This window comes from Sorangium sp. So ce302, assembly GCF_051530145.1.
GTDB classification, from domain to species: Bacteria; Myxococcota_A; Polyangia; order Polyangiales; family Polyangiaceae; genus Sorangium; species Sorangium cellulosum_B.
In genome coordinates this window covers 11,847,307-11,859,829 of the sequence record NZ_CP150326.1, presented here as the reverse complement: position 1 = coordinate 11,859,829, position 12,523 = coordinate 11,847,307, and the positions used below count along the sequence as shown (strand labels likewise).

General features: G+C 73.7%; 7 protein-coding genes. 2 read left to right on the top strand and 5 right to left on the bottom strand.

From position 1 onward, the window contains the following. The first annotated feature begins 328 nt into the window (after window positions 1–328). Both WME73_RS44920 and WME73_RS44915 read left to right on the top strand, forming a co-directional pair. The gene (locus tag WME73_RS44920) at window positions 329–1,951 is read left to right on the top strand and encodes a thiamine pyrophosphate-binding protein (protein ID WP_437913562.1); all 1,623 of its coding nucleotides are present in this window, start codon (window positions 329–331) and stop codon (window positions 1,949–1,951) included. Between the two features lie 5 nt (window positions 1,952–1,956). Further along, window positions 1,957–2,478 carry a M17 family peptidase N-terminal domain-containing protein gene (locus WME73_RS44915; protein WP_437295943.1) on the top strand — a complete coding sequence of 174 codons (522 nt, stop codon included), beginning with the start codon at window positions 1,957–1,959 and terminating at the stop codon, window positions 2,476–2,478. Window positions 2,479–2,497: 19 nt separating this feature from the next. Here WME73_RS44915 and WME73_RS44910 read toward each other — a convergent pair whose 3' ends face one another. From WME73_RS44910 to WME73_RS44890, 5 genes are all read right to left on the bottom strand, one after another. Next, window positions 2,498–4,564 (bottom strand): ATP-binding protein, encoded by a 2,067-nt coding sequence (locus WME73_RS44910; RefSeq protein WP_437913561.1) that lies wholly within the window; start codon window positions 4,562–4,564, stop codon window positions 2,498–2,500. 551 nt (window positions 4,565–5,115) lie between these two features. Continuing rightward, window positions 5,116–5,931 (bottom strand): hypothetical protein, encoded by an 816-nt coding sequence (locus tag WME73_RS44905; RefSeq protein ID WP_437742403.1) that lies wholly within the window; start codon window positions 5,929–5,931, stop codon window positions 5,116–5,118. 62 nt (window positions 5,932–5,993) lie between these two features. Continuing rightward, complete coding sequence (locus WME73_RS44900; RefSeq protein WP_437742402.1) at window positions 5,994–8,357, bottom strand: AAA family ATPase; 2,364 nt, start codon at window positions 8,355–8,357, stop codon at window positions 5,994–5,996. A gap of 115 nt (window positions 8,358–8,472) precedes the next feature. Beyond that, window positions 8,473–9,462, bottom strand: a complete 990-nt coding sequence (locus WME73_RS44895) for a universal stress protein (protein WP_437742401.1) — start codon at window positions 9,460–9,462, stop codon at window positions 8,473–8,475. Beyond that, window positions 9,456–12,494, bottom strand: coding sequence for a glycoside hydrolase family 65 protein (locus tag WME73_RS44890; protein ID WP_437913560.1), 3,039 nt, complete (start codon window positions 12,492–12,494; stop codon window positions 9,456–9,458). The genes WME73_RS44895 and WME73_RS44890 overlap by 7 nt, the downstream gene beginning before the upstream one ends. Between the last annotated feature and the right edge of the window lie 29 nt (window positions 12,495–12,523).

Here is a 12,523-nt window from a genome sequence, read left to right as displayed (position 1 = left end):
GGTGCTCTGATCCCGAGAGAGCTCAGACGAGGTCGGGAGGTTAGGAAGAACACTTGCCTACCATCCGGACAATGGGGGTTTCAGGCGGACACGACCCCCCAGCTCCGGTGATGTTTCGAGGAGTGGACACCTCGACGCGGCGCCGCACCGCGACGGTCATGCGGCCGTCGACGCGTGGCCCGGGGCTCGTCCCCGGAGCGCCGGCTCGGGGCGCCGAGCGGCCCGGGCCGGCGACGTGGCCGGGGCGGCGCGCTCGCGGCAGGGGCGGCGGCGCGAGCCGACCGCTCGCCGGCAGGACGCTGGGTCGCACATGGTATATGCCGGCCCCATGGCGCAGGTGCACGGCGGCAGGCTTGTCTCGAAGGCCCTCGCGAGACACGGGGTGACGCACCTCTTCACCCTGTGCGGCGGGCACATCCAGGCGATCTACGACGGGTGCCTGGATGACGGCATCCGGGTGGTCGACGTGCGACACGAGCAGACAGCCGGACACGCCGCGGACGGGTACGCGCGGGTGACCGGGAGGCCGGGGGTGTGCGCCGTCACCGCGGGGCCGGGCGTGACGGACGTGGTGACGGCCGTCGCCAACGCCCAGCGCGCGGGCGTCCCGATGGTCGTCCTCGGGGGCGCCGGTCCGCGCGCCCTCGCCGACATGGGCTCGCTGCAGGACATGAACCACGTCGAGCTGATACGCCCCATCTCGAAGTGGAGCGTCTCCGTCCCCTCGACCGATCGCATCCAGGAGTACGTGGACTCGGCCTTCCGCATCGCCCAGGCGAACGTGCCAGGCCCGGTCTTCCTCGAGATGCCGCTCGACCTGCTGATGAACTACGCCGGCGACGACGCGCCCGCCACCGCGCCCGCGGCCCCGCCTCGCCCCGGGGGAGACCCGGCCGCCGTCGCGCGGGCCGCGGCCCTGCTGAGGGACGCCGAGCGGCCCATATTCATCGTCGGGAGCCAGCTCCGGTGGTCGCCGCGGCGCGACGCGCTGCGCCGCTTCGCCGACGCGGTGAAGGCGCCCTTCTACCTGAACGGCATGGCCCGCGGCGCCCTGCCCCACGCGCACCCGGGGCTCATGAGCCGCTCGCGCCGCTTCGCGCTCTCGCAGACCGACCTCTGCGTGGTGCTCGGGACCCCCTTCGACTTCCGCCTCGAGTACGGCCGCGCCATCAGCCCGGCGGCCAAGGTCGTCCAGATTGACCTCGACGGGAGCGAGCTCGGCAGGAACCGCCGCGTCGACGTCGGGATCGACGGGGACAGCGGCGTCGTCCTGGAGCAGCTGCTCGCGGAGGTGCCCGACAAGACGGCCGCGGCGTGGCTCTCGGCCGTGCGCGAGGCCGAGGAGCGATCGCGCGCGAAGATGCTGGCGGAGATCGCGAGCGACGGCGACCCGCCGAACCCGCTGCGCGTCTGCGCGGAGATCGGCAGGCGCCTCGGCAAGGACGACATCGTCATCGGCGACGGAGGGGACTTCGTGGCCACGGCGGCGAACGTGCTGAAGCTCGAGTGGCCGCAGCTCTGGATGGACCCCGGCCCGCTCGGGACCCTCGGGGTCGGGCCGGGCTACGCGATGGCGGCCAAGCTCGCGCGGCCAGAGGCGAACGTGGTCCTCGTGTACGGCGACGGGTCGTTCGGCTTCCACGCGCTCGAGTTCGAGGCGATGGTGCGCCAGGGCATCCCCGTCGTGAGCGTGATCGGGAACGACGCGGCCTGGACGCAGATCCGCCGGGGGCAGGTGGAGCTCTACGGCGAGGGCCGCGCGCCGGCGACGTCGCTCGACTTCACCCGGTACGACCGCGTGGTCGAGGCGCTGGGCGGCTTCGGGGCCTGCGTGGAGCGCGTCGAGGAGCTCGGGCCCGCGCTGGACGAGGCGTTCCGGTGCGGCAGGCCCGCTTGCGTCAACGTGAAGATCGCGAAGAGCGACTTCCGCAAGGGCGCCATCAGCGTCTGATCCACGTGGAGCTACGGTTCATCTCCCCCGACCTGCAGAGCCTCGACGAGCTCGACTCGGAGGTGCTCGCGTGCGCCCCGTTCAGCGACGCGCGGCCGGCCCACGGCGTGGCCGGCCTCTGCGACTGGCGGCTCGGCGGCCGGATCTCCGAGCTGAGGCGGCAGGGCCTGATCACCGGCGAGCTCGGCGAGGTCGTCATGATCCCGTGCAAGCCGCGCATGGCGTTCGACAAGCTCGTCCTGTTCGGAGCCGGCGAGCGCGACGCGTTCGACGAGGCGGTCTTCCGCGAGATCGTGCGCCGGATGCTGGCCACGATGGGCGGGCTCTGCACGCGCGCCGCCGTGGTGGAGCTCCCGGGACGACACGACGGGCTCATCCCCGCCGAGCAGGCGGCCGACGCGCTCCTCGACTGCGCGGGCAGGGAGCGCGGCGACAACGTGTGGACGCTGGTGGAGCGCGCCGAGGGCAGGCAGCAGATCACCCAGCACATGATCGAGCAGCGCCGCCGGGTGCGGCGGGCGCTCTAGCCGCGCGGCGCGGAGGGCGTCAGGCAGGCTCTTTCGGCAGGTCGACGGTGAAGGTCGCCCCCTCGCCCGGCCGGCTGTCGACCTGGATCGTCGCCCCGAGCGCGTCGGCGATCTGCCGCACGATCCACAGCCCCATGCCGAAGCCGCTGTAGTTCTCGCTGGAGACGGCGCGCTCGAAGCGCTCGAAGATGCGGGCCTGCTGCTCCGGGGCGATGCCGATGCCGCGATCCCGCACCGTCAGGCGGGCGCGGTCCGCGAGGTCCTCCAGCGTGACGTCGATGGGCTTGCCGGCGCCGTATTTGACGGCGTTCGAGAGGAGGTTCGTGACGATCTGATCGAGCCGGAGGCGATCCCACCGGCCGACGATCGAGGCGGGGGCCGACAGGTTGACGGGGCAGCCGGCGGCGCAGAGCTCCTCGCGGAACCGCTCCAGCGCCTCGTTCACCGTGGCCGCGAGATCGACGTCCTCGAGCTCGATCTGCAGGCGGCCCGCGGAGATGCGCGAGATGTCGAGCAGGTTCGTGATGAGCCGGGCGAGCCGCTCGACCTGGCGCTTGATCATCTCGAGCCGCGGCGTGGCGCGCTCGGCGGTCAGGCCGCCGCGCTTGCCGGCGCGCAGGAGGCCGTCGACCTGCAGCTGCATGGGCGTGAGCGGCGTGCGGAGCTCGTGCGAGGCGATCGTGAGGAAATCGTCGCGCGCGCGCACCGCGAGCTGCGCCTCCCGGTAGAGCCGGGCGTTGTCGACGGCGAGCGCCGCGCGCCGCGCGAGATCCTGCGCGAGGTCGAGATCGACCGCGTCGTAGCGCCGGTGCGTCGAGGCGAACGAGAGCGTGCCCAGCGTGCGGCCGCGCGCCGTCAGCGGGACCGTGAGGTGCGAGGCGAGCGAGAGCGAGCGCAGCGCCTCGTAGTGCGCCTGATCGAACGAGATCGCGCGGACGAAGGAGTCGGTCACCTTGGGGATGAGCTCCGGCTGCGCCGTGCGCAGGACCCTGCCGATGCCCCGCCCGGCAGAGTCGGCCGTGATCCTGCCGAGCAGCTCGGTCGCCATCGCCATCGACGGATCCGCGTGGGCGGTCACCTGCCGATCGATCGCGCCGGACTCGTCCTGCAGCAGGAGCACGCAGATCGACGCGAAGTCGGGGAGCGCGACGCGGACCACGCGCCGCAGCGTCTCCTCGAAATCGAGCGACTCGCCGAGGATCTGCCCGGCGGAGACGAGGATGCGCTGCGCCTCGTGGACGCGGCGGCGCTCCGTCACGTCGCGGGTGACCTTCGCGAAGCCGCGCAGCTGCCCGGCTTCGTCGAAGAGCACGCTGATCACCTCGTTCGCCCAGTAGCGGGTGCCGTCCTTGCGGACGCGGTAACCCTCCTGGATCGAGCGGCCGGTCTCCACGGTGGACTCGAGCTCCGCGGCGGGCCTGCCGAGCTCGACGTCCTCCGGCGGGAAGAGGACCGAGCAGTGGCAGCCGATGATCTCGTCGGCGCGGTAGCCGTTGATGCGCTCGGCGCCCGGGTTCCAGCTGGCGATGCGGCCGGCGGGGTCGAGCATGAAGATGGCGTAGTCCTGGACGCCCTCCACGATGAGTCGGAACCGCTCCTCGCTCTGCTTGAGGCGCCGGTCGGCGCGCGCCTCCGCCGCCTCCATCTCCCGGCGCAGGAGGAGCTCGCGCATCCTGCGGTTCTCGTCCTCGTAATGCTTCCTGCGCAGCTGGGCGCGCAGGCGCGCCTTCAGCACCGTGAGCTCGCCCGTCTTCGTCACGAAATCGTCGGCGCCGGCCGAGAGGGCGTCGAGGATCGCCTTGTGGTCGTCGCGGCCGGTGAGCATCAGCAGCGGGATCGGCCGCCACGAGGCGTTCGCCTTGATGCGGAGGCACGTGGCCGGGCCCGACAGACCCGGCATCACCATGTCGAGCAGAATGCCGTCGACGCGCGCCACCGTGAGCCGCGCGAGCGCCTCCTCCCCCGAGTGGGCGAGCACCGGCAAGTAGCCTTCGTCGCGCATCGCCGCCGCGACCTGGTTCAGGTACGTGGGGCTGTCGTCCACGATGAGGATGCGATGGGACGGCGTATCCACTGTGCGGTTCACGGGAGCCTCCGGGGCGGGCTCCTGTGAGCGAGGCGAGTCGCCAGGACGGGACGCGTAGGGCTGGTTGAACCGGTGCAACACCCGCCGATCACCCCCCGTGGCGCCTCCACCCTCATTGGCCACCCATACAGGTTGGCATGCGTTCTCCCCCGGTCGACGCGAAAAGGCTACCTGGCCCGATGCACTTTGCGTACAGCATCCTTTTTCTACCAGCCGCCAGGCGCTCGCAACGTTGCTTCCCCCACCGAGAACCGGAATCACCGGGGAAGCGCACACGATGCGCTCTGTGGGCTTCGAGCGCCCGGCGCCGGCAGAGGGGGGCTTCCCGCGCGACAAACCAGGGAAATGACGCTTGACAAGCGGCGTGACGATCCGAGTTGCGCGTGACTCGAGCGACCCGAGATCCGCGCTTGGCGAGTCGCGGGCTCGCGGCGGCGCGCCGGCGTCGAGGAGGGCGTGAGCGCGCGGCGAGGAGCGGAGCTCATCACCACGCTGGCTCCTCGGCGGAGCCAGGCCTGGGCGGCGCGGAAGATAGGAGACGCGCGAATCCGTCAGCCCTCGTCGATGAGCTCGATCATCGTGGCCCGGGCGGGCCCGCCCGCGGGAATCCAGCGGCAGAGCTCGTCGACGCCGACGTCATCGACCACCCGGCGGAGCTCCGCGCGCGCCGCGGCGGGCTCGCCGAGCGCGGTGAACGCGTGCGCGCGGGTGATGCGGTAGCGCTGGCGCACCTCGGTCGGCTCTTCTCGCTCGCCATCGCGGAGGCCGATCAAGGAGAGCGCGCCCTCGACGTCGCCGGTGCGCACGAGCACCGCGGCGCGCGCTCCCCGCACGAGCGGCCGCACCGACGCCGGCGCGCGCTCCTCGTCCAGATCCGGGAGGAGCCGCCGGGCGGACTCGATGTCGCCGGCGCAGAGCTGCCATTGGGCGAGGTTGCTCATGACGAGCACCCGAACCTGCGGAGGTATCCAGTCGCGAGGCACGTCGCGCAGCGAGGCGGCCGCCGCCTTGTAGCTCCCCTCCCAGGCGAGCGACTGACCGACGGCCTGGGCTGCGAACGCGTAGATGCTCCGCGGATCGTCGAGCTCGGTCGGCGGCGTCGAGGCGCGCTCCGCGGGGCGCGCGGCCGGCTGCCCCGTCCGCGGGAGCCGAGGCGCCGCGGGCGCCTGGCGCCAGGATCGACCGGGCCTCGCGGCGAAGCGCCGCCGGACGACGCCGCCGAGGAGGACCAGCAGCGCGATCGCGGCGGCGGCCGCGCAGGCGGCGCCGAGCGAGAGCGACCCATCACGCCACCGCGCGAGCGCGCCCCACGCCAGCAGCGGCGCCGCGGCGCCGGCCGCCGCGAGCAGGATGGGCCGCCGCGTCACCGGCGGGCTCCGGCGCCGATCGGCGCGGGTTCGGCCGTGCGCTTCGCTGCCATCGGTCCTCTTCAGCGCTCCCTGAGCATTCTTCGAGGATCCGCGCTCGTCCCGCCCTTCAGCGTGTCGGCGATCGCCTGGTGGAAGCGCTCGAGCCGCTGGTCCGCCGCGTGGAACACGGTCCCCTCCGGGTACCTTCCGTCCGCGTCGGCGACGCCCGCGGGGACGCCGGTGATGATCTCGATGCCCTCCTCGACGGAGCTCACCTCGAACACGTGGAAGCGGCCGGCCTCGATCGACGTCACGACGTCGCCCCGCAGCATGAGCGCGTCGCGGTTCGCGCTCGGGATCAGCACGCCCTGCTCGCCCGTCAGGCCCTTGGCGGCGCACAGATCGAAGAAGGCCTCGATCTTCTCGTTGATGCCGCCCACGGGCTGGATGCTCCCCTGCTGATCGATGCTGCCCGTCACGGCGAGCTCCTGCCGGATCGGGACGCCGGAGAGCGCGGACAGGAGCGCGTACAGCTCGCTCGACGAGGCGCTGTCGCCCTCGATGGGCTCGTAGGTCTGCTCGAAGACGAGCGAGGCGCCGAACGAGAGCGGGCGGTGCTGGGCGAACCGGGCCGCGAGGAAGCCCGTGAGGACCATCACACCCTTGCTGTGGAGCGGGCCGGACATCTCGACCTCGCGCGCGATGTTCACCGGGCCCTCGCGGCCCGGGTAGACGACCGCCGTCACCCGGCAGGGGCGCCCGAACGTCTGCGGGCCGTCGGACAGGACCGAGATGGCGTTGACCTGCCCGACGTGCCGGCCGGTCACGTCGATGCGGATCGTCCCGTCCGAGAGCAGCTCGTGCACATGGTCGCGGAAATGGCTCCCGCGGCGCCGCGCCGCCTCGAGCGCCTCGTTGACCTCGGGGCCGTCGACCACCTTGCGGCCGCGGCGCTGGGCCCGGTAGCCGGCCTCGGTCGCGACCTCGGCGATGAGCCCGATCTGGGCGCTCACCTTGGTCTGGCTCTCCGCGAGGCGGCCGCCGTGGAAGAGGAGCGCGGTCACGCCGTCGGCCGTGATCGGCGGGAGGCCGCGATCGTGCGCGAAGCCGGCGAGGAACGCGGGGTACGTGAGGAGCGCCTGATCGAGCGAGATCGTCGTCTCGAAGCGCGCCTGCACCTTGAAGAGCTGCGAGAACTCCGGATCGGCGTCGTGCAGGTCCTGGTAGAGCTGCGGGTTCGTGACGAGGACGACCTTCACGTCGATCGGGATCGGCGGGAAGAGCAGCTCCTCCGCGGTGCCGCGGAAGTACGACGGGTTGTGCTCGGGCACGATGAACTTGCCCGCGAGGAGGCAGGCCTTGAGCTGCTCGTAGAGCGCCTCGTTCTTGAGGAGCGCGCCCGCGGGCAGGATGAGGAAGCCGCCGGCCGCCTCGTGGAGGGCGCCCGCGACGGCGAAGCCGGGCTCCGGCGGGAAGCCGGAGTCGGGCGGCGCGTGGGTGCGGCCGAACAGGGCGGTCAGCGTGGGGTAGGGGACATCGACGACCGGGGCGCCGGAGTCGGGCGTGTGCTCCGTGAGGAGCGTCGGGACGACCACGCCGCGCGGGAGGGTGGCGCCGCCCTCCTCGCCGCGCGCCTCGTCGACGAGCAGGCGGAACTCCTTCGACACGACCGTCTCGACGTCCGCGAGGAAGGCGCTGATGTCATTGCGCCCCTCGAAGCGCGCGCGCACGGGCTGGAAGCAGCCCTTCACCCCGTCGCTGAGCAGCTGCTTCACGACGCCGCGCAGCTCGACGTCGGCCTCGTCCTGCACGGTGGCGAGCCGCATCTCGAACTCCTCGATGGAGCCGGCGATGGCGAGCAGGGCCTCGCCGTCCGGCGCGTTGGCGGCGTCCTCGATCGAGGTGATCTGCACCTCGTCCTCGCCGCGCACGAGGTCGAGGCCGAGCTCGCGCGCCGCGGACTTGAGCTGCTCCTCGAGCCGCCGCTCCTCCGCGTTCACCCGGCGCTGGATCTTGCCGCGCGCCTGCTTGAAGCGCTCGCCCTCGGTCGCGCCGCGCAGGGCGTCGACCAGCTTCTCGTGGAGCTCCTCCATCGCCTCGACGAAGGGGCGCCCCTCGCCCGGCGGTAGCGACAGGACCGTCGGCTCGCTCGGGCGGTGCGGGTTCGGCAGGAGGAGGATGTCGTCGGGCGTGGGGCGGCTCGCCGCGATCCGCTTCGCGACGGCGCGCGCGCAGAACGTGCGGCCCGTGCCGGGCGCGCCGACGACGACGACGTGGAAGCGGGGCTGGCGGATGTCGAGGCCGAAGGCGAGCGCGGCGAGGGCGCGCTCCTGCGAGCCGATGCCCGCCGACAGCGGCGCGACCTCCTCCGTCGTGGAGAAGCGGAAGCTCTGCGGCTCTACGATCTTGCGACACTCGCTGGGGGGCAGCTTCCGGGAGACCATGGCGGCGCACCATAGCGCCTTTCGCCGGCCGTTGGCGTGGAGCCCGCCCGGCGAGGCGCCCGCGCGCCGATCGAAGGCCGAGCGGGCGCCGCCCGGACGCGCCGCGCCGGGCGCGCTAGCGCCGCAGGACCAGCACGGGGCACGGCGCCCGAGCGAGCACGTCGCGGATGACGCCGCCATGGTGATTCGCGAGCTGCCCGTGCCAGACCAGCACTACGAGGTCGCTCGCCAGCTGCCAGGCGAGGCGCGCGATCTCCGCCGCCGGTTCGCCCTTGCCGAGGAAGAACCGCGTGGAGACGCCGTGCGGGCAGTGCCCGATCGCGCTCAGGAACCGGGCCAGGAACTCCTCGGTGAACGCGGGCCACTCGTGCTGAGGCTGGTCGACGTAGAGGGGCGCCACCATCGCGCCCGGCTCGAATGGCACAGGCGTCGAGACGGGCGGCCCCTCGTCCGCGGCCTCCCGCGGCGACGCGCAGCCGACCATCACGATGTCGAGCTCGGCGCCGAGCTTGCGGGCGACCTCCCCGACGGGCGTGATCGCGCTGGCCGTGCTGGGGTTCCCGTCGAGCGGCAGCAGGATGCGCTGGAGCCGCGGCGGGGAGGGGTCCTCGCGGATGACGACGACGCCGAGCGCGGCGGACTCGAGCGCGCGCGCCGCGAGCCGGCCGACGCCGAAGCGCTCGTCCATGGGCTCGTCCGCGTGCGAGGCCACGATCACGAGCGCGGTCCCGCAGCTCGCCACGGCTGAAGCGAGCGCGCCGGCCGGATCGTCGCTCGCCTCGACGTCCAGCACCATGCCCTGCAGCGCCTCCGGGGCGATCCCGAAGTGGGCCGGCACCTCGCTCGCGTCGATCGGCTCCGTGGAGAGGCACAGCCCGCGCAGCGGGGCCTCGAGCCCGTGGGCGATGAGCCGCCCGAGCGCGATGGCGCCGAGGTGGGCGCGGCGGCCGTGGAGCGCGACGACCACGCTCCTGCGCTGCAGGCCGCTCTGCGGCGGGCGCTCGTCGGCCCCCTCGAGCGCCTCGTGGGGCAGCTCGGCCGGGGGCGCCGGTCCGGGGGGCGCCCCGAGCCCGACCGGGGACCCGTCGCGTACGGCGCTCAGCATGGCGTGACCTCCTCCCATGGCGTGACGCGGCCGCCCAGCCGCCGCGTCGCATAGCGGCGGCCCGGCTCCGCCAGCACGGCGCAGGCGGGCGCGCCCGCGTCGAGCAGGCAGATCGGCAGCGGCGCGTTCCCCTCCAGCGCGACCTCGACCGCGCCGTCCTCCACGTGGATCTCGAGGCCGCGGCCTCGCCAGGCGATCGGGATCTTGAGGTGCCGCCAGCCCGGCAGGAGGTGCGGCTCGATCCCGATCGCCTCGTCCTCGTCGGGGCACGGCGGCGCGTGGGGGAGCGCCTCCGAGAGCGCGCTCCGCGGCACGCGCGTGACGCCGGCCACGCCGAACGCGACGGCTTGCCAGAGGCCGCCCATGGCGGCGATGTGCACGCCCCCCGCGGCGTTGCCCATCGTGTTGCCGAGGTCGATGTCGGCGGTCTGCTCGAAGTAGCGCTCGGCGTGGGCGTGGAGATCGAGCCGGGCGGCGACGAGCGCGTGGGCGCTGGGGCTCAGCGAGCTGCCGTGGGCGGTGCGCGGCTCGTAATAGAGGAAGTTGTCGCGCCGGGCGCTCGCGGGCACCGCGCTCCAGAGCAGCGCGATGAGCTGCACGACGTCCGCTTGCTTCACCACCTGGCAGGCCTGCGTCCGCTCGCGCCCGAGCAGGACGTCGACCGGCGCGCTGCGCACGGCGTAGTCGGCGATGGAGAACGGCGCGAGGCCGAAGTAGCCCGCGAACTGCTCGATCAGGCCGGTCCGCGGGTCGATCCCGAGGAGCAGGCGGTCGGCGACGTCGCACCAGTGGTGGGGCTCGTCGGGCCGGAGGTCGAGCCGCGCGAGCACGTCCGCGCGCGCGACGTTGCGCCGGACGAGCGCGGCGGCGACGCGGAGGTTGTGCCGCGCCATCCAGTTCGTGAACGCGTTGTCGTCCACGGTCTCGTGGTACTCGTCCGGCCCGATCACCCGCCGGATGTGGGCGTGGCCATCCGGCCCGAGCTCGGCGCGGCTCGCCCAGAAGCGCGCCGTCTCGATCAGGATCTCGGCCCCCTCGCCGCGCTGGAAGTCGAGATCGCCGGTCGCGCGGACGTAGGCGTGCACCGCGTACGCGATGTCGGCGCTGATGTGGTGCTCCTGCTCGCCGGAGAGCACCCGGACCACCTCGCCGAACGGCGTGACGACGAGCGCCGGCGTCGTCTCGTCGCCCGTGTCCGCCGACTCCCACGCGTAGAGCGCGCCCTCGTAGCCGAGCGCCTTCGCCTTGCGGCGCGCGCCGGCGAGGGTGCGGTGCCTGTAGAGGAGCAGCGCGCGGGCGGCCTCGGGGTAGCAGTGCGTGTAGAACGGGACGAGGAAGGTCTCGGTATCCCAGAAGACGTGGCCGCGGTACGCCTCCCCGCTGAGCCCGCGCGCGCCGATCGAGCAGCGCGGGTCGTCCGGGTTCGCGGCGCCGATGAGGTGGTACAGGGCGAACCGGAGCGCCCGCTCGATCCTGGGGGCACCGTCGATCTCGACGTCGGCGTGGCGCCAGCGCTCCGCCCACGCCCGCGTGTGCTCGCCGAGCACGTCGGCCATGGCGCGGCGCGAAAGCTCGTCCTGGAGCGCCTGGCCCGCCTCGCGCGGCGTGGGCGTGTCGCGCGACGTGTGCAGCGTCGTGGTCCGGAAGAGGCGGCGCTGCTGGGCGACGCGGACGCCGACGTCGCACCGCTCGGCGATGGATCGCGCGCCGGTTGTGCGCTCGCAGCGCGCGCCCTCGAGGGCCTCGAGCGGGGGCGAGCTCTCCGCGGCCTGCTCCGGGAGCTCGCGCAGGTGCGAGGTCATCGCGGTCACGAGCCCGCCGTGCGTGTGCCCGACGAGCAGCAGGCTCTTCGTGCCCGCGTCCGCCGCGAAGCCGGCCCAGTGCGCCGCGCCGCTCGCGCTCTTCACGTCGCCGCTCAGGATCGCGTCGACGCGGATCGTCCCGGTGAAGTTGAGGGGCGCGATGCTGAGCGCTTCCATGAGGACGTGGCGGTTCGCGAGGGACGCCGCGTGGAGCGTGTGCAGGTGTATGAGGTGGCCTCCCGCGCCGCGCCGCAGGACCTCGCGCAGCAGCACGCCCCGCCGCATGTCGAGGGCGCGGTGGTGGTGCAGCACGCCGCTCGTCTCCGCGGAGAACGACTCGCCCTCGATGGCGACGCTCAGCCGGCCCCAGTCGGGGGCGATGACGAGCTCCGGCACGCGGCTCACGTCGGCCGAGGGCTCGAAGGCGCCCGCGATGAACGTCGCCGGCCGCGACACGCTCGACCCCTCCGGCAGCGACGCGCGCGAGCCGAGATAGCCGTTGGCGATCGCGAGCAGCGACTCGATCTCGTGCTCGCGCGCGACGTCGAACCCTGGCTCCTCGATGAGCCACGCGGCGTCTCGGGGCGCCGCGAGCGAGCCGAGCTCGCCCTCGAGATCCCGCTGGAGCGCGAGGATCTCGTGGAGCCGCTGCGCGCCGGCCGTCGCATGGACGGCGCCCGCGAGCTCCGGCGCGCCGCGGAGGCCGCGCGCCGCGGAGGCCGCCGCGCCGTCGCGTGACTCGCCTGATTCGCGTGGTTCCGGCGAGATCGCGAGCCGATCGTGCGGATCGATGCGGAGCGGCGCGATCACCTGATCGAGCAGCGCGGCGATGGCGGAGCGCCCGTCCGGCTCCGCGCGGGCGACGAGCGCGACCGCGGCGCCGCGGCGATCGAAGCCGTGGAGCTCCGCGCCGTCGAGCGCGCCGAGGAAGAGCCGCCTGCGGTTCTCGGCGCGCACGCCGCGCTCGAGCCGCCGCGCGAGGTGGGGCACGGCCTCGCCGGCGAAGAGGGCCACGCGCACCCCCATCGCGAGCAACACGTCGAGCAGCGCCGCGGCGCCGTCGGCCGCCTCGGCGAGGAGGCCCGCGTCGATAGCGATGAAGCGGAAGCGGTGGTGCAGCTCGGCCGGCAGCTTGATCGCGGCCGCCGGCACGTTCGCGCTGGCGGGGCTGCCCGATCCGCCTCGCGCGAGGACGCCTGGCCCGGTGGCGCTGTCTACGAGCGACGACATCCTCGGCTTCTCCTGGGGGCCAGGGAACG

Bases quoted from the DNA above. Each gene is read 5' to 3' on its own strand.
- WME73_RS44890 (WP_437913560.1), bottom strand. From the start codon at position 12,494: ATGTCGTCGCTCGTAGACAGCGCCACCGGGCCAGGCGTCCTCGCGCGA.
- WME73_RS44900 (WP_437742402.1), bottom strand. From the start codon at position 8,357: ATGGTCTCCCGGAAGCTGCCCCCCAGCGAGTGTCGCAAGATCGTAGAG.
- WME73_RS44895 (WP_437742401.1), bottom strand. From the start codon at position 9,462: ATGCTGAGCGCCGTACGCGACGGGTCCCCGGTCGGGCTCGGGGCGCCC.
- WME73_RS44920 (WP_437913562.1), top strand. From the start codon at position 329: ATGGCGCAGGTGCACGGCGGCAGGCTTGTCTCGAAGGCCCTCGCGAGA.